General features: G+C 47.2%; 9 protein-coding genes, 9 tRNA genes and 6 rRNA genes. All 24 read right to left on the reverse strand.

Annotated features, from left to right (window positions below; translation table 11 throughout):
* Window positions 1-55: 55 nt before the first annotated feature.
* The 24 genes from mcsB to folP all read right to left on the reverse strand — a co-directional run bounded on the left by mcsB (window position 56) and on the right by folP (window position 18,209).
* On the reverse strand, window positions 56-1,132 hold the full coding sequence (gene mcsB, locus A6755_RS00745; RefSeq protein ID WP_034305092.1) for a protein-arginine kinase McsB: 1,077 nt from the start codon (window positions 1,130-1,132) through the stop codon (window positions 56-58).
* Window positions 1,129-1,680 (reverse strand): protein-arginine kinase activator protein McsA, encoded by a 552-nt coding sequence (gene mcsA, locus A6755_RS00750; protein WP_034305093.1) that lies wholly within the window; start codon window positions 1,678-1,680, stop codon window positions 1,129-1,131. The genes mcsB and mcsA overlap by 4 nt, the downstream gene beginning before the upstream one ends.
* A gap of 21 nt (window positions 1,681-1,701) precedes the next feature.
* The gene (locus A6755_RS00755; RefSeq protein WP_034305095.1) at window positions 1,702-2,163 is read right to left on the reverse strand and encodes a CtsR family transcriptional regulator; all 462 of its coding nucleotides are present in this window, start codon (window positions 2,161-2,163) and stop codon (window positions 1,702-1,704) included.
* Window positions 2,164-2,523: 360 nt separating this feature from the next.
* Window positions 2,524-2,639, reverse strand: a 5S ribosomal RNA gene (rrf, locus tag A6755_RS00760).
* A gap of 64 nt (window positions 2,640-2,703) precedes the next feature.
* Window positions 2,704-5,636: ribosomal RNA gene (locus A6755_RS00765) — 23S ribosomal RNA — on the reverse strand.
* A gap of 176 nt (window positions 5,637-5,812) precedes the next feature.
* A 16S ribosomal RNA gene (locus tag A6755_RS00770) occupies window positions 5,813-7,363 on the reverse strand.
* A 158-nt stretch (window positions 7,364-7,521) separates the two neighbouring features.
* Window positions 7,522-7,597: transfer RNA gene (locus A6755_RS00775), tRNA-Ala, on the reverse strand.
* Window positions 7,598-7,607: 10 nt separating this feature from the next.
* Window positions 7,608-7,684, reverse strand: a tRNA-Pro gene (locus A6755_RS00780).
* 9 nt (window positions 7,685-7,693) lie between these two features.
* Window positions 7,694-7,770 (reverse strand) — tRNA-Arg (locus A6755_RS00785).
* Window positions 7,771-7,780: 10 nt separating this feature from the next.
* Window positions 7,781-7,869 (reverse strand) — tRNA-Leu (locus A6755_RS00790).
* Window positions 7,870-7,881: 12 nt separating this feature from the next.
* A tRNA-Gly gene (locus A6755_RS00795) sits at window positions 7,882-7,956 on the reverse strand.
* A 5-nt stretch (window positions 7,957-7,961) separates the two neighbouring features.
* Window positions 7,962-8,043 (reverse strand) — tRNA-Leu (locus A6755_RS00800).
* Window positions 8,044-8,052: 9 nt separating this feature from the next.
* Window positions 8,053-8,128 (reverse strand) — tRNA-Lys (locus A6755_RS00805).
* Between the two features lie 42 nt (window positions 8,129-8,170).
* A tRNA-Thr gene (locus tag A6755_RS00810) sits at window positions 8,171-8,246 on the reverse strand.
* An 11-nt stretch (window positions 8,247-8,257) separates the two neighbouring features.
* Window positions 8,258-8,333, reverse strand: a tRNA-Val gene (locus A6755_RS00815).
* A gap of 10 nt (window positions 8,334-8,343) precedes the next feature.
* Window positions 8,344-8,459 (reverse strand): 5S ribosomal RNA (gene rrf, locus A6755_RS00820).
* 63 nt (window positions 8,460-8,522) lie between these two features.
* Window positions 8,523-11,455 (reverse strand): 23S ribosomal RNA (locus tag A6755_RS00825).
* Window positions 11,456-11,631: 176 nt separating this feature from the next.
* A 16S ribosomal RNA gene (locus A6755_RS00830) occupies window positions 11,632-13,182 on the reverse strand.
* Together the 16S, 23S and 5S rRNA genes with 9 tRNA genes alongside form the textbook arrangement of a ribosomal RNA operon.
* A 424-nt stretch (window positions 13,183-13,606) precedes the next feature.
* On the reverse strand, window positions 13,607-15,106 hold the full coding sequence (gene lysS / locus A6755_RS00835) for a lysine--tRNA ligase (RefSeq protein WP_170946992.1): 1,500 nt from the start codon (window positions 15,104-15,106) through the stop codon (window positions 13,607-13,609).
* A 188-nt stretch (window positions 15,107-15,294) separates the two neighbouring features.
* A complete protein-coding gene (gene dusB, locus A6755_RS00840) occupies window positions 15,295-16,293 on the reverse strand; it encodes a tRNA dihydrouridine synthase DusB (RefSeq protein ID WP_034316281.1) in 999 nt (332 codons plus the stop codon).
* Window positions 16,294-16,317: 24 nt separating this feature from the next.
* Window positions 16,318-16,530, reverse strand: coding sequence for a helix-turn-helix domain-containing protein (locus A6755_RS00845; RefSeq protein WP_034316283.1), 213 nt, complete (start codon window positions 16,528-16,530; stop codon window positions 16,318-16,320).
* Window positions 16,482-17,009: a 2-amino-4-hydroxy-6-hydroxymethyldihydropteridine diphosphokinase gene (folK, locus tag A6755_RS00850; RefSeq protein WP_034316285.1), complete on the reverse strand. Its 528-nt coding sequence runs from the start codon at window positions 17,007-17,009 to the stop codon at window positions 16,482-16,484. Before folK ends, A6755_RS00845 begins: the two co-directional genes overlap by 49 nt.
* Window positions 17,010-17,011: 2 nt before the next feature.
* Window positions 17,012-17,371: a dihydroneopterin aldolase gene (gene folB / locus A6755_RS00855; RefSeq protein ID WP_034316287.1), complete on the reverse strand. Its 360-nt coding sequence runs from the start codon at window positions 17,369-17,371 to the stop codon at window positions 17,012-17,014.
* Between the two features lies 1 nt (window position 17,372).
* Window positions 17,373-18,209: a dihydropteroate synthase gene (gene folP, locus A6755_RS00860; protein WP_034316288.1), complete on the reverse strand. Its 837-nt coding sequence runs from the start codon at window positions 18,207-18,209 to the stop codon at window positions 17,373-17,375.
* Window positions 18,210-18,289: the final 80 nt, after the last annotated feature.

Here is an 18,289-nt window from a genome sequence, read left to right on the forward strand (position 1 = left end):
CTTGCTCCATATCTATTACATGAAATTTAATTCTCCCTAAAGGGGTCAATAACCTCTATGAGGAGGAAGATTCCGTGAAATTCAAGCGTTCCCGGATGAGTGCTGCTCTACGGATATCCCTTTCATGGGGTCTTAAAGGGCCGCCTGCGTACTTTTGTAAAAATCCCGACTGCGTCAAAATCATCAATTCATTTAGAATGCTTTTGGAAATACTCTTTATATACCCAAGATCTATCCCTAACCTAACATCGGAGATACATGTAGCTGCTTCCTTTGTCTCGATTATTCGAGCATTGGACAAAACCCCATATGAACGGAAAATTCTATCTTCTAATTGTATGTGGGAAGTCCTCGCTAATGCATCCCTCGCTGACCGTTCCTGGGCTATGATTTGTTGCACTACACTCGTTAGATCTTCAACGATATCCCTTTCCGATTTTCCAAGAGTGATTTGATTGGAAATTTGAAAAATATTCCCCAACGCTTGACTGCCCTCTCCATAAATCCCTCGAACCACCAACCCCAATTGATTGATAGCCGGTATGATATTATTCATCTGCTGTGTAAGGACCAGACCCGGCAGATGCATCATGACTGAAGCCCTTAACCCTGTTCCCACATTAGTCGGACAACTAGTCAGGTATCCTCTTTCTTCATCATATGCATAGTCTATGGATTCTTCAATCCAATCGTCAAGAACATTTGCAATCTTTAAGGTTTCCTTTAGCTGCAACCCCGACATTAAACATTGAATACGGAGATGGTCCTCTTCGTTTATCATGATACTTATTTCTTCATTTTCCGAAAGGAGACATGCGCTTTTCGCTGAATCTTCAACTAAATGAGGACTGATTAAATGTTTTTCAACCAGAACGCGCTTTTCCAGTGGCTGCAATTGGTCAATCTCTAATAGCTCCAATTTCCCAATCTCTGGTGTTACTTCCTCTTCGATTCTTTTTTTAATCAATTCAATGATTTTATTAGCTTCTTCGTTCGAAAAGGAGGTTGGGAAGGTAAAGTCTTTGAAATTCCTGGCCAGCCGAATCCGCGAACTCAATACAATATCGATTTCCGGACCTTCGGCACTCATCCAGGAACTCAAGGCGTTTTCTACAAACTTTTCCAAGCTCATAATTCCTCGCCTCCCTCTTGTGCTTCATACCTTTTTTCAAGGGAACGAACCTTATCTCTTACTTCTGCCGCCTTCTCAAACTCCTCTTGATCAATGTGGACCTTTAAAACTTCTTTTAAATCCAAAATTTGCTTTCGAAGATATATGGCGCCGCCAATCCTTTTTGGAATTTTCCCTATGTGTGCTGTATTGCCGCTATGAACCCTCTTTAAAATGGGATTTAACTGTTCATTGAACGTTTTATAACATTCGGCACAGCCAAACTTGCCAATATGGACAAATTCTTTATAAGATCGATGACAATGCGGGCAGCGCCTCTCTTCCGTTTTCGGAAATGCATTTGCCTTTGTCTGTTGAATATTCGACTCCATATTCAACAATCCTGCTAATAAATTATTTATTGAAAAACCAGGTCCACCTGCCTCCATGAACATTTCACCTTTTTCCTGAGCACATTTCTCACAAATCATGACTTCAGTCTTTTTCCCATTGATGATTTTGGTGAAGTGCAGGGTAGCAGGCCTTTGATGACATTCTTGGCAAATCAACGTTCATCACCTCTGCCAGTTTCATTTATATTTTAAAGTAGTAAGCATCGCTGTTAAAATTCTTGCCCTAAGCTCATCGCGGTCAGGCAGGTCGATATAAATCACCGATCTATCTATGACGCTCATCATAATCTTTGCTTCTCTTTCATTAATGACGTCTTCATTCATCAGCCGTGAAATTACTCCTTCAGCCATCGATTGAGTTACCCTGGAACCAATAAGCGATAATAAGTGGTTGATAAGTTGCACGGAATCCTGTGATTCTACTTTCATGATGCGTATATAACCGCCGCCTCCACGCTTACTCTCTACAACATAGCCTCTCTCGATGGTAAACCTGGTATTTATTACGTAATTGATTTGAGAAGGAACACACTGAAATTTATCCGCTATTTCACTTCTTTTTATCTCCAAGATATCTTTTTGACTTATTTCAAGTACTTGCTTCAAATAAGTTTCGATAACATCAGATATGTTTCTCACTCAGCCTCCTCCATTCTGACTTTGACTATATTTGACTATTATTATACAAGGAATAATGCATTTTGCAACTTAAACGCATTTTCTTTCTGTAATATCCATTTTCTCCAAATTATATGTAGTTACATACCCCATTGAACATTAAAGTTGAAATATCTTACATAAATACCCTATATAAATGGATGTAAAACCTGAAATTTTTCTTCTCCATAAGAATTCTGCCCCTTTTCCCCAGCTCATCCATTCCTCCTCATGATATGGCAACCAATTCAAATAAGGCCAGCCCGTACTGTCCCTGCAAACGGAAAAATTTTTTAATTACAAACAAAAAAAGACCAGCCGGATGGCTGATCTTTTTAAATGGCTTGGCGGCGTCCTACTCTCACAGGGGGAAACCCCCAACTACCATCGGCGCTGAAGAGCTTAACTGCCGTGTTCGGAATGGGAACGGGTGTGACCTCTTCGCTATCGCCACCAAACATAAAAGGAACGTTGTTCCTTCAAAACTAGATAATAAGAAGGTATTTCATTTTTTTAAAAGCGTTGGTTAAGTCCTCGATCTATTAGTATCAGTCAGCTCCACATGTCACCATGCTTCCACCTCTGACCTATCAACCTGATCATCTTTCAGGGATCTTACTAGCTTGCGCCATGGGAAATCTCATCTTGAGGGGGGCTTCATGCTTAGATGCTTTCAGCACTTATCCCGTCCGCACGTAGCTACCCAGCTATGCCTTTGGCAAGACAACTGGTACACCAGCGGTGCGTCCATCCCGGTCCTCTCGTACTAAGGACAGCTCCTCTCAAATTTCCTGCGCCCGCGACGGATAGGGACCGAACTGTCTCACGACGTTCTGAACCCAGCTCGCGTACCGCTTTAATGGGCGAACAGCCCAACCCTTGGGACCGACTACAGCCCCAGGATGCGATGAGCCGACATCGAGGTGCCAAACCTCCCCGTCGATGTGGACTCTTGGGGGAGATAAGCCTGTTATCCCCGGGGTAGCTTTTATCCGTTGAGCGATGGCCCTTCCATGCGGAACCACCGGATCACTAAGCCCGACTTTCGTCCCTGCTCGACTTGTAGGTCTCGCAGTCAAGCTCCCTTGTGCCTTTACACTCTACGAATGATTTCCAACCATTCTGAGGGAACCTTTGGGCGCCTCCGTTACTCTTTAGGAGGCGACCGCCCCAGTCAAACTGCCCACCTGACACTGTCTCCCACCCCGATAAGGGGCGCGGGTTAGAATTTCAATACAGCCAGGGTAGTATCCCACCAACGCCTCCACCGAAGCTGGCGCTCCGGCTTCTCAGGCTCCTACCTATCCTGTACAAGCTGTACCAAAATTCAATATCAGGCTGCAGTAAAGCTCCACGGGGTCTTTCCGTCCTGTCGCGGGTAACCTGCATCTTCACAGGTACTATAATTTCACCGAGTCTCTCGTTGAGACAGTGCCCAGATCGTTACACCTTTCGTGCGGGTCGGAACTTACCCGACAAGGAATTTCGCTACCTTAGGACCGTTATAGTTACGGCCGCCGTTTACTGGGGCTTCGGTTCAAAGCTTCGCTTGCGCTAACCTCTCCCCTTAACCTTCCAGCACCGGGCAGGTGTCAGCCCCTATACTTCGCCTTGCGGCTTCGCAGAGACCTGTGTTTTTGCTAAACAGTCGCCTGGGCCTATTCACTGCGGCTTTTCTGGGCTATTCACCCTAAAAAGCACCCCTTCTCCCGAAGTTACGGGGTCATTTTGCCGAGTTCCTTAACGAGAGTTCTCTCGCACACCTTAGGATTCTCTCCTCGCCTACCTGTGTCGGTTTGCGGTACGGGCACCTTACATCTCACTAGAGGCTTTTCTTGGCAGCGTGGAATCAGGAACTTCGGTACTATATTTCCCTCGCCATCACAGCTCCGCCTTAATGGAAACGGGATTTGCCTCGTTTCCGGCCTAACTGCTTGGACGCGCATATCCAACAGCGCGCTTACCCTATCCTTCTGCGTCCCCCCATCGTTCAAACGATGTATAGGTGGTACAGGAATATCAACCTGTTGTCCATCGCCTACGCCTTTCGGCCTCGGCTTAGGTCCCGACTAACCCTGAGCGGACGAGCCTTCCTCAGGAAACCTTAGGCATTCGGTGGAAGGGATTCTCACCCTTCTTTCGCTACTCATACCGGCATTCTCACTTCTAAGCGCTCCACCAGTCCTTCCGGTCTGACTTCAACGCCCTTAGAACGCTCTCCTACCATCGACACCATACGGTGTCAATCCACAGCTTCGGTGATACGTTTAGCCCCGGTACATTTTCGGCGCGGAGTCACTCGACCAGTGAGCTATTACGCACTCTTTAAATGGTGGCTGCTTCTAAGCCAACATCCTGGTTGTCTAAGCAACTCCACATCCTTTTCCACTTAACGTATACTTTGGGACCTTAGCTGGTGGTCTGGGCTGTTTCCCTTTCGACTACGGATCTTATCACTCGCAGTCTGACTCCCAAGAATAAGTATTTGGCATTCGGAGTTTGACTGAATTCGGTAACCCGTTGGGGGCCCCTAGTCCAATCAGTGCTCTACCTCCAATACTCTCATCTTGAGGCTAGCCCTAAAGCTATTTCGGAGAGAACCAGCTATCTCCAGGTTCGATTGGAATTTCTCCGCTACCCACACCTCATCCCCGCACTTTTCAACGTGCGTGGGTTCGGGCCTCCATTCAGTGTTACCTGAACTTCACCCTGGACATGGGTAGATCACCTGGTTTCGGGTCTACGACCTCATACTCATTCGCCCTATTCAGACTCGCTTTCGCTGCGGCTCCGTCTCATCAACTTAACCTCGCATGAAATCGTAACTCGCCGGTTCATTCTACAAAAGGCACGCCATTACCCATTAACGGGCTTTGACTACTTGTAGGCACACGGTTTCAGGATCTATTTCACTCCCCTTCCGGGGTGCTTTTCACCTTTCCCTCACGGTACTGGTTCACTATCGGTCACTAGGGAGTATTTAGCCTTGGGAGATGGTCCTCCCTGCTTCCGACGGGATTTCTCGTGTCCCGCCGTACTCAGGATCCACTCAGGAGGGAACGAAGTTTCAACTACAGGGTTTTTACCTTCTTCGACGGACCTTTCCAGGTCGCTTCATTTACCCCGTTCCTTTGTAACTCCATGTTGAGTGTCCTACAACCCCAAGAGGCAAGCCTCTTGGTTTGGGCTAATTCCGTTTCGCTCGCCGCTACTCAGGAAATCGCGTTTGCTTTCTCTTCCTCCGGGTACTTAGATGTTTCAGTTCCCCGGGTCTGCCTTCAGTACCCTATGTATTCAGGTAAAGATACTGTTCCATTACGAACAGTGGGTTTCCCCATTCGGAAATCTCCGGATCAAAGCTTACTTACAGCTCCCCGAAGCATATCGGTGTTAGTCCCGTCCTTCATCGGCTCCTAGTGCCAAGGCATCCACCGTGCGCCCTTTCTAACTTAACCGTTAAAAAAGATCTTACAGATGCTTTGAAAAAAATTAATTGCCTTCTATCTATTATCTAGTTTTCAAGGAACAAAGCAGAAAGAATCCATCACATCGTGATGTTCGTCTTTCCTATTTGAATGAATTACTCATTCAAAACTGAACAAAACAAAAGCGCTCTCGTAATTATCCTTAGAAAGGAGGTGATCCAGCCGCACCTTCCGATACGGCTACCTTGTTACGACTTCACCCCAATCATCTGTCCCACCTTAGGCGGCTGGCTCCATGAAGGTTACCTCACCGACTTCGGGTGTTACAAACTCTCGTGGTGTGACGGGCGGTGTGTACAAGGCCCGGGAACGTATTCACCGCGGCATGCTGATCCGCGATTACTAGCGATTCCGGCTTCATGCAGGCGAGTTGCAGCCTGCAATCCGAACTGAGAATGGCTTTATGGGATTCGCTTACCTTCGCAGGTTTGCAGCCCTTTGTACCATCCATTGTAGCACGTGTGTAGCCCAGGTCATAAGGGGCATGATGATTTGACGTCATCCCCACCTTCCTCCGGTTTGTCACCGGCAGTCACCTTAGAGTGCCCAACTGAATGCTGGCAACTAAGATCAAGGGTTGCGCTCGTTGCGGGACTTAACCCAACATCTCACGACACGAGCTGACGACAACCATGCACCACCTGTCACTCTGTCCCCCGAAGGGGAAAGCCCTATCTCTAGGGTTGTCAGAGGATGTCAAGACCTGGTAAGGTTCTTCGCGTTGCTTCGAATTAAACCACATGCTCCACCGCTTGTGCGGGCCCCCGTCAATTCCTTTGAGTTTCAGCCTTGCGGCCGTACTCCCCAGGCGGAGTGCTTAATGCGTTAGCTGCAGCACTAAAGGGCGGAAACCCTCTAACACTTAGCACTCATCGTTTACGGCGTGGACTACCAGGGTATCTAATCCTGTTTGCTCCCCACGCTTTCGCGCCTCAGTGTCAGTTACAGACCAGAAAGTCGCCTTCGCCACTGGTGTTCCTCCAAATCTCTACGCATTTCACCGCTACACTTGGAATTCCACTTTCCTCTTCTGCACTCAAGTTCCCCAGTTTCCAATGACCCTCCACGGTTGAGCCGTGGGCTTTCACATCAGACTTAAGGAACCACCTGCGCGCGCTTTACGCCCAATAATTCCGGACAACGCTTGCCACCTACGTATTACCGCGGCTGCTGGCACGTAGTTAGCCGTGGCTTTCTGGTTAGGTACCGTCAAGGTACCAGCAGTTACTCTGGTACTTGTTCTTCCCTAACAACAGAACTTTACGACCCGAAGGCCTTCTTCGTTCACGCGGCGTTGCTCCGTCAGACTTTCGTCCATTGCGGAAGATTCCCTACTGCTGCCTCCCGTAGGAGTCTGGGCCGTGTCTCAGTCCCAGTGTGGCCGATCACCCTCTCAGGTCGGCTACGCATCGTCGCCTTGGTGAGCCATTACCTCACCAACTAGCTAATGCGCCGCGGGCCCATCTATAAGTGACAGCGTAAACCGTCTTTCCATCTTCTCTCATGCGAGAAAAGAACGTATCCGGTATTAGCTCCGGTTTCCCGAAGTTATCCCAGTCTTATAGGCAGGTTGCCCACGTGTTACTCACCCGTCCGCCGCTAATCTCAGGGAGCAAGCTCCCATCGATTCGCTCGACTTGCATGTATTAGGCACGCCGCCAGCGTTCGTCCTGAGCCAGGATCAAACTCTCCGAAGAAATGTTTGACTTGCTCATTTGCTTTTTTGATAGTGTGTGCTCACTTAAAATTTAACGTTGGCGCTTTGTTTTGTTCAGTTTTCAAAGAGCAATTTGACTCTTCTTAAAGAATCAACTTTCATATCATAACAGAGCCAAATCGGCTTGTCAAGTTTTTTTGGTGGAGCCTAGCGGGATCGAACCGCTGACCTCCTGCGTGCAAGGCAGGCGCTCTCCCAGCTGAGCTAAGGCCCCAAAAAAATAATGGTCGGGAAGACAGGATTCGAACCTGCGACCCCTTGGTCCCAAACCAAGTGCTCTACCAAGCTGAGCTACTTCCCGAAAAAAACATGGTGCGCCCGGCGGGAGTCGAACCTACAACCTTCTGATTCGTAGTCAGATGCTCTATCCAATTGAGCTACGGGCGCATATTTATGATGGTGCCGAGGACCGGAATCGAACCGGTACGGTAGTCACCTACCGCAGGATTTTAAGTCCTGTGCGTCTGCCAGTTCCGCCACCCCGGCATAAATAAATAGTGGAGCGGAAGACGGGATTCGAACCCGCGACCCCAACCTTGGCAAGGTTGTATTCTACCACTGAACTACTTCCGCGAACATGCGGGTGAAGGGACTTGAACCCCCACGCCTTTCGGCGCCAGATCCTAAGGCTGGTGCGTCTGCCAATTCCGCCACACCCGCATAATAAAATGGTGAGCCATGAAGGATTCGAACCTTCGACCCTCTGATTAAAAGTCAGATGCTCTACCAACTGAGCTAATGGCTCATATAAACTATTTATATATGCAATATCAAGCTTGTATGAAAATGGTGCCGGCAAGAGGACTTGAACCCCCAACCTACTGATTACAAGTCAGTTGCTCTACCAGTTGAGCTACACCGGCAAGTGTAAAAATGGTGGAGGATGACGGGATCGAACCGCCGACCCTCTGCTTGTAAGGCAGATGCTCTCCCAGCTGAGCTAATCCTCCATATATAACTGCTTGGCGGCGTCCTACTCTCACAGGGGGAAACCCCCAACTACCATCGGCGCTGAAGAGCTTAACTGCCGTGTTCGGAATGGGAACGGGTGTGACCTCTTCGCTATCGCCACCAAACATAAAAGGAACGTTGTTCCTTCAAAACTAGATAATAAGAAGGTATTTCATTTTTTTAAAGCGTTGGTTAAGTCCTCGATCTATTAGTATCAGTCAGCTCCACATGTCACCATGCTTCCACCTCTGACCTATCAACCTGATCATCTTTCAGGGATCTTACTAGCTTGCGCCATGGGAAATCTCATCTTGAGGGGGGCTTCATGCTTAGATGCTTTCAGCACTTATCCCGTCCGCACGTAGCTACCCAGCTATGCCTTTGGCAAGACAACTGGTACACCAGCGGTGCGTCCATCCCGGTCCTCTCGTACTAAGGACAGCTCCTCTCAAATTTCCTGCGCCCGCGACGGATAGGGACCGAACTGTCTCACGACGTTCTGAACCCAGCTCGCGTACCGCTTTAATGGGCGAACAGCCCAACCCTTGGGACCGACTACAGCCCCAGGATGCGATGAGCCGACATCGAGGTGCCAAACCTCCCCGTCGATGTGGACTCTTGGGGGAGATAAGCCTGTTATCCCCGGGGTAGCTTTTATCCGTTGAGCGATGGCCCTTCCATGCGGAACCACCGGATCACTAAGCCCGACTTTCGTCCCTGCTCGACTTGTAGGTCTCGCAGTCAAGCTCCCTTGTGCCTTTACACTCTACGAATGATTTCCAACCATTCTGAGGGAACCTTTGGGCGCCTCCGTTACTCTTTAGGAGGCGACCGCCCCAGTCAAACTGCCCACCTGACACTGTCTCCCACCCCGATAAGGGGCGCGGGTTAGAATTTCAATACAGCCAGGGTAGTATCCCACCAACGCCTCCACCGAAGCTGGCGCTCCGGCTTCTCAGGCTCCTACCTATCCTGTACAAGCTGTACCAAAATTCAATATCAGGCTGCAGTAAAGCTCCACGGGGTCTTTCCGTCCTGTCGCGGGTAACCTGCATCTTCACAGGTACTATAATTTCACCGAGTCTCTCGTTGAGACAGTGCCCAGATCGTTACACCTTTCGTGCGGGTCGGAACTTACCCGACAAGGAATTTCGCTACCTTAGGACCGTTATAGTTACGGCCGCCGTTTACTGGGGCTTCGGTTCAAAGCTTCGCTTGCGCTAACCTCTCCCCTTAACCTTCCAGCACCGGGCAGGTGTCAGCCCCTATACTTCGCCTTGCGGCTTCGCAGAGACCTGTGTTTTTGCTAAACAGTCGCCTGGGCCTATTCACTGCGGCTTTTCTGGGCTATTCACCCTAAAAAGCACCCCTTCTCCCGAAGTTACGGGGTCATTTTGCCGAGTTCCTTAACGAGAGTTCTCTCGCACACCTTAGGATTCTCTCCTCGCCTACCTGTGTCGGTTTGCGGTACGGGCACCTTACATCTCACTAGAGGCTTTTCTTGGCAGCGTGGAATCAGGAACTTCGGTACTATATTTCCCTCGCCATCACAGCTCCGCCTTAATGGAAACGGGATTTGCCTCGTTTCCGGCCTAACTGCTTGGACGCGCATATCCAACAGCGCGCTTACCCTATCCTTCTGCGTCCCCCCATCGTTCAAACGATGTATAGGTGGTACAGGAATATCAACCTGTTGTCCATCGCCTACGCCTTTCGGCCTCGGCTTAGGTCCCGACTAACCCTGAGCGGACGAGCCTTCCTCAGGAAACCTTAGGCATTCGGTGGAAGGGATTCTCACCCTTCTTTCGCTACTCATACCGGCATTCTCACTTCTAAGCGCTCCACCAGTCCTTCCGGTCTGACTTCAACGCCCTTAGAACGCTCTCCTACCATCGACACCATACGGTGTCAATCCACAGCTTCGGTGATACGTTTAGCCCCGGTACATTTTCGGCGCGGAGTCACTCGACCAGTGAGCTATTACGCACTCTTTAAATGGTGGCTGCTTCTAAGCCAACATCCTGGTTGTCTAAGCAACTCCACATCCTTTTCCACTTAACGTATACTTTGGGACCTTAGCTGGTGGTCTGGGCTGTTTCCCTTTCGACTACGGATCTTATCACTCGCAGTCTGACTCCCAAGAATAAGTATTTGGCATTCGGAGTTTGACTGAATTCGGTAACCCGTTGGGGGCCCCTAGTCCAATCAGTGCTCTACCTCCAATACTCTCATCTTGAGGCTAGCCCTAAAGCTATTTCGGAGAGAACCAGCTATCTCCAGGTTCGATTGGAATTTCTCCGCTACCCACACCTCATCCCCGCACTTTTCAACGTGCGTGGGTTCGGGCCTCCATTCAGTGTTACCTGAACTTCACCCTGGACATGGGTAGATCACCTGGTTTCGGGTCTACGACCTCATACTCATTCGCCCTATTCAGACTCGCTTTCGCTGCGGCTCCGTCTCATCAACTTAACCTCGCATGAAATCGTAACTCGCCGGTTCATTCTACAAAAGGCACGCCATTACCCATTAACGGGCTTTGACTACTTGTAGGCACACGGTTTCAGGATCTATTTCACTCCCCTTCCGGGGTGCTTTTCACCTTTCCCTCACGGTACTGGTTCACTATCGGTCACTAGGGAGTATTTAGCCTTGGGAGATGGTCCTCCCTGCTTCCGACGGGATTTCTCGTGTCCCGCCGTACTCAGGATCCACTCAGGAGGGAACGAAGTTTCAACTACAGGGTTTTTACCTTCTTCGACGGACCTTTCCAGGTCGCTTCATTTACCCCGTTCCTTTGTAACTCCATGTTGAGTGTCCTACAACCCCAAGAGGCAAGCCTCTTGGTTTGGGCTAATTCCGTTTCGCTCGCCGCTACTCAGGAAATCGCGTTTGCTTTCTCTTCCTCCGGGTACTTAGATGTTTCAGTTCCCCGGGTCTGCCTTCAGTACCCTATGTATTCAGGTAAAGATACTGTTCCATTACGAACAGTGGGTTTCCCCATTCGGAAATCTCCGGATCAAAGCTTACTTACAGCTCCCCGAAGCATATCGGTGTTAGTCCCGTCCTTCATCGGCTCCTAGTGCCAAGGCATCCACCGTGCGCCCTTTCTAACTTAACCGTTAAAAAAGATCTTACAGATGCTTTGAAAAAAATTAATTGCCTTCTATCTATTATCTAGTTTTCAAGGAACAAAGCAGAAAGAATCCATCACATCGTGATGTTCGTCTTTCCTATTTGAATGAATTACTCATTCAAAACTGAACAAAACAAAAGCGCTCTCGTAATTATCCTTAGAAAGGAGGTGATCCAGCCGCACCTTCCGATACGGCTACCTTGTTACGACTTCACCCCAATCATCTGTCCCACCTTAGGCGGCTGGCTCCATGAAGGTTACCTCACCGACTTCGGGTGTTACAAACTCTCGTGGTGTGACGGGCGGTGTGTACAAGGCCCGGGAACGTATTCACCGCGGCATGCTGATCCGCGATTACTAGCGATTCCGGCTTCATGCAGGCGAGTTGCAGCCTGCAATCCGAACTGAGAATGGCTTTATGGGATTCGCTTACCTTCGCAGGTTTGCAGCCCTTTGTACCATCCATTGTAGCACGTGTGTAGCCCAGGTCATAAGGGGCATGATGATTTGACGTCATCCCCACCTTCCTCCGGTTTGTCACCGGCAGTCACCTTAGAGTGCCCAACTGAATGCTGGCAACTAAGATCAAGGGTTGCGCTCGTTGCGGGACTTAACCCAACATCTCACGACACGAGCTGACGACAACCATGCACCACCTGTCACTCTGTCCCCCGAAGGGGAAAGCCCTATCTCTAGGGTTGTCAGAGGATGTCAAGACCTGGTAAGGTTCTTCGCGTTGCTTCGAATTAAACCACATGCTCCACCGCTTGTGCGGGCCCCCGTCAATTCCTTTGAGTTTCAGCCTTGCGGCCGTACTCCCCAGGCGGAGTGCTTAATGCGTTAGCTGCAGCACTAAAGGGCGGAAACCCTCTAACACTTAGCACTCATCGTTTACGGCGTGGACTACCAGGGTATCTAATCCTGTTTGCTCCCCACGCTTTCGCGCCTCAGTGTCAGTTACAGACCAGAAAGTCGCCTTCGCCACTGGTGTTCCTCCAAATCTCTACGCATTTCACCGCTACACTTGGAATTCCACTTTCCTCTTCTGCACTCAAGTTCCCCAGTTTCCAATGACCCTCCACGGTTGAGCCGTGGGCTTTCACATCAGACTTAAGGAACCACCTGCGCGCGCTTTACGCCCAATAATTCCGGACAACGCTTGCCACCTACGTATTACCGCGGCTGCTGGCACGTAGTTAGCCGTGGCTTTCTGGTTAGGTACCGTCAAGGTACCAGCAGTTACTCTGGTACTTGTTCTTCCCTAACAACAGAACTTTACGACCCGAAGGCCTTCTTCGTTCACGCGGCGTTGCTCCGTCAGACTTTCGTCCATTGCGGAAGATTCCCTACTGCTGCCTCCCGTAGGAGTCTGGGCCGTGTCTCAGTCCCAGTGTGGCCGATCACCCTCTCAGGTCGGCTACGCATCGTCGCCTTGGTGAGCCATTACCTCACCAACTAGCTAATGCGCCGCGGGCCCATCTATAAGTGACAGCGTAAACCGTCTTTCCATCTTCTCTCATGCGAGAAAAGAACGTATCCGGTATTAGCTCCGGTTTCCCGAAGTTATCCCAGTCTTATAGGCAGGTTGCCCACGTGTTACTCACCCGTCCGCCGCTAATCTCAGGGAGCAAGCTCCCATCGATTCGCTCGACTTGCATGTATTAGGCACGCCGCCAGCGTTCGTCCTGAGCCAGGATCAAACTCTCCGAAGAAATGTTTGACTTGCTCATTTGCTTTTTTGATAGTGTGTGCTCACTTAAAATTTAACGTTGGCGCTTTGTTTTGTTCAGTTTTCAAAGAGCAATATCTTTCGGAACAGCTTATTTATAATAACATTTTCATCACTTCAAGTCAACAACTTTTTTAAAAACTTTTTAAAGTTTGTAATCTGTTTGCAACTCGTTCGTAACGACAGATATAAATATAACACCATTACGTTAACTGTGCAATACCTTTTATAAAGTTTTTTTGAGATAATGTTGTTTTTCTTTTAAACCCTAGAATCCACTCTATTGAAAGGCATGAAATTATAATTAAAAAACAAAAACCGAATTGGACTTACCAGGATCAGGAGCTACGCCCATGATCCCAGCCATCCGAATTCGGCCCTGCAATCAAAACTCATTTTGCTTATATTTAGCGATGTCTCATTAAAGGGAATAACAGGACGTCACGTATGGAAGGAGAATTGGTCAATAGCATAACCAAACGGTCAACACCAATTCCCAGCCCGCCAGTCGGCGGCATTCCGTATTCTAACGCCTCCAAGAAATCTTCATCCATTTCATGAGCTTCATCATTACCTTGCTCTCGTTCTTTCAATTGAGCTTCAAAGCGTTGACGTTGATCAATAGGATCATTAAGTTCAGTGAAGGCATTTGCGTGCTCCCTACCTACTATGAATAACTCAAAACGATCTGTGAAACGGGAATCTTCCGGATTTTTCTTTGCTAAAGGAGAGATTTCCACTGGATGCCCATAGATGAATGTAGGTTGAATTAACTTATCTTCGACCTTTTGTTCAAAGAATTCATTTACGATATGGCCGAACTCCATGGATTCCTTAACTTCAATTCCATTTTCTTTAGCAAGCTGCTGGGCTTCTTCTTTACTCATTTCAGTCCAGAAGTCCACACCGGTATATTCTTTTACAGCGTCAACCATGTGAAGTCGTTTCCATTCCGGTTTTAACTCTATCTCATACTCCCCATACTGGATGGTAGTCGTCCCAAGAACTTCTTGAGCTATATGGGCAATCAAGTTTTCCGTTAAGCTCATGATATCTTGGTAATCCGCATAAGCTTCGTACAATTCGATCAACGTGAATTCAGGATTGTGCCTTGTGGACACCCCTTCATTTCTGAAAACCCGGCCAATTTCATAAACTTTCTCCAATCCGCCAACGATCAAGCGTTTTAGATGAAGTTCAATGGCAATCCTTAAATTCAAAGGCATATCCAAAGCATTATGGTGAGTAAGGAAAGGTCGTGCAGCTGCTCCACCAGCAACAGAGTGCAATAGCGGCGTCTCCACTTCAAGGTAGCCATGATCATCCAAATACCTTCTCATGGCTTGTACAATGCGACTGCGCATGATCAACGTATTTTTGCTTTCTTCATTTGTAATTAAATCGACATAGCGTTTCCTGTAACGCTCTTCAACATCCTTCAAGCCATGAAATTTATCAGGCAACGGGCGAAGTGCTTTAGCAAGGAACACATATTCTTTAGCTTTTATGGAAAGTTCCCCGACTTTCGTTTTGAAGATAACGCCAGTTACCCCTACAAGATCACCAAGATCCGTTTGGTTGAAAATTTGGTAAGAATCTTCCCCTATGTTATCCAAACGGACGTAGATTTGGATTTGGCCGCTAATATCCTGGATATGGGCAAATCCCGCTTTTCCTTTTCCGCGCTTCGTCATGACACGGCCAGCGATCGTAACTTCAATTTCTTTTTCTTCAAGATCTTCCTTTTCTAATTCACCATAAGCACTGATTAACTCTTGAGTGTTATGTGTGCGCTCGAATCTGCTCCCGAAAGGGTCTAGTCCATTATCCATCATCGCTTGCATTTTATCGCGTCTTACCTGCAGTTGGTCATTCAATTCTTCATGACTCACGAAAATCATCTCCATCTTTATTAATAAATGCCTTATATAATTAATCAGAAATTCTTTTGCATACATATTTATTCTTACATAAAGTAAAGGAATTCAACAGCTTTTTATCATAAAACATTGTTTATGTACATATAAAAACTGCCAGGTTTACTGGCAGTTTAAGATAAGCGTATTATAGGAAAATAGGAAGGTAATGTCAAACATCAGACCATTTGGATATTTTGTTGCTTCGCTTCAATATCATCAACAAGTCCATAGAGAAGCTTCACAACATCTTCCCTTGTTTCACAATCATTAATTCCTTTGCGTGCCGTAGCATTCCCTTTAACACCCTTTAAATACCAAGAAGCATGCTTACGCATTTCACGAACGGCGACATTTTCATTTTTCAACGCAATCAAACGATCCATATGAAGCACGCAAACATCCATCTTTTCACGAACTGAAGGCTCATCCATCAGTTGACCGGTTTCAAGATATTTTACAGTCCGGTAAATCATCCACGGGTTACCTAAAGCTGCACGGCCGATCATGACTCCATCAACACCCGTTTCCTTCAGCATTCTTTCCGCATCCTGTGGAGTTTCCACATCACCGTTACCGATAAGGGGAATATTAATTGATTTCTTCACTTCACGGATGATGTCCCAGTTAGCTTTTCCTTCATACATTTGAACACGTGTTCTGCCATGCATGGAAACAGCTTTACCACCTGCGCGTTCAACAGCCTGAGCATTTTGAATCGCAAAAACGTGTTCATCATCCCAGCCTATGCGCATTTTTACCGTTACCGGCTTTTCAACAGCATCAACCACCGCTGAAACCATCTCATAAATTTTGTTTGGATCGAGAAGCCACTTCGCACCCGCATCACATTTAGTGATTTTAGGGACAGGGCAGCCCATGTTGATATCAATGATGTCAGCAGTTGTATTTTTATCTACAAATTGCGCAGCTTCGACCAAAGATTTCTTTTCACCGCCAAAGATTTGCAAACTTAACGGCTTTTCTCTTTCATCTATATAAAGCATATTCATCGTTCTAGCATTTTTAAGAACGATTCCTTTGTCACTGACCATCTCCGCACAAACAAGACCAGCTCCAAATTCCTTGACAGTCAAGCGGAATGCCGAGTTACAGACTCCCGCCATCGGGGCCAGCACTACCTGGTTCTTCATTTCTATATCGCCTATTCTTAACACGTTGTGACCCCCTATAACATTCTTTCATTTATCCTCAGGTGGCTGAAGCTCCTCAATGGAAATATGAAGAATTTCCGCCACTTCCAGTAAAAATGCTTCTGAAGGGTTACGGTTCCCTCGTTCAACTTCTCCCAGCAAGGAAACGGAAACACCTATCTCCCTCGCAAACCCTTCCTGGGTATAACCCTTTAACTTTCGAAAAGCGCGAATACGCCTTCCCCATTTTTCACCTTCCATAATCGAACTCCTTCTTTATCCGAAATCTGTTCAAGCAGGTCGCTCAAAGGTGCACGCATTTGCGGAAGTGATATATCTGGGTCCACTTCCATTAAAGGCACGATAACAAAAGCCCTCTCGCGCATACGAGGGTGCGGGACTGAAAGAATCTCTGTCTCAATATTTTCATGATTATATAACAAAATGTCAAGGTCTAAAGTACGAGGACCCCACCTGATTTCCCTTTTTCTCCCTAAATCCTGTTCAATTTTCATACAAGCGTGAAGTAATTGTTCGGGTTCTAAATCGGTTTTCACTTTAAGGACAGCATTTAAAAAACAGTCCTGGTCTTCATATCCTATCGGGTCCGTTTCATATAAAGAGGAGCATGACACCAATTTGATATGCGGGCTTTCAGACAATAATTGGAAAGCCTTTCGAAATGTTTCAAGGCGATCACCTAAATTCGACCCTATAGAAAGGTAAGCAATATTTCTCACAATCAGCGTCCCCTTACAATCTCTATAGCAACCGAATCATAGTGACCTGCTATTGGAGGATCTGGTTTATAAACCTTGACGGTGCATGTCTCGATGGAAGAATATTTATTAAGCAGTTCAGAGGCTATTTTTTCAGCGACAGCTTCCACTAACTTAAAAGGTTCCCCCTCAACAACATTTTTACACACTTCATATAACTCGCCATAGTTGATTGAGTCTTCAAGGTTGTCACTCTTTCCTGCCTTAGCTAAATCAGTCTGGACGATTAAATCCACTTTAAATCGCTGGCCAAGCTTCGTTTCTTCCGGAAAAACTCCATGATAACCGTAAAACTCCATTTTATTCACATATATCTTATCCATATCATTCACCTTTTCCTAATAGAGCATCCATCATCTTTGCAGTCCGTGCCATTTCCTTCACATCATGTACGCGAACCATTTGACAGCCTTGTTGAATGCCATGACAGATTGTGGCGGCCGTTCCTTCCATTCGCTCACTAGGCGGCAGGTCCAGAACATGTCCAATCATGGACTTTCTTGATGTGGCTAACAGAACTGGATAACCTAACGATACCAGCTTATCAAGATTCCTCATCATTTCTAAATTTAACTTTAAATCTTTCGCAAAGCCAATTCCTGGATCGAGTATGATGTTTTCATCCTTGACACCTGCATCCTTCACCAACATGATGCTTTCGAATAAATCTTGAAGTACATCCCGAACAAAATGTCCATATTCCATATTACCCCTGTTATGCATCAAGATGATCGGCACCTTATATTCTGCAGCAACCTTCGACATCAAGGAATCGGCTTTACCTCCCCAAATGTCATTTAATATATGGGCTCCCGCTTTTACCGCCGCTTCCGCCACTCTTGATTTATACGTATCGACCGATATTGGAACCTCAATATTACGGGATATGGCCTCTATAATCGGGGCGACTCTCTCTATTTCCTCTTCCTCCGATATCCTCTCATAATTAGGTCGGGTGGACTCTCCGCCTACATCCAATATATCCGCTCCATCGTTGACCATCCGTTCGGCATGCTTCAAAGCAGCATCTATCCGATTATATTTCCCGCCATCCGAAAAGGAGTCCGGCGTAACATTCAAAATCCCCATAATTAAGGTTTTATTGCTGTAATCCAAATCAAATGAACCGCATTTTATTTTTGACGCTCCAGCTAATGACATCCAACGTTCTCCTTCACTTAAAGAAATCTATATATACGAGTTTACCCATTTACACAGGCATAGTGCAAGCTCCATGAAGA

It is taken from the genome of Peribacillus frigoritolerans (assembly GCF_001636405.1).
Taxonomy (GTDB): domain Bacteria; phylum Bacillota; class Bacilli; order Bacillales; family DSM-1321; genus Peribacillus; species Peribacillus frigoritolerans.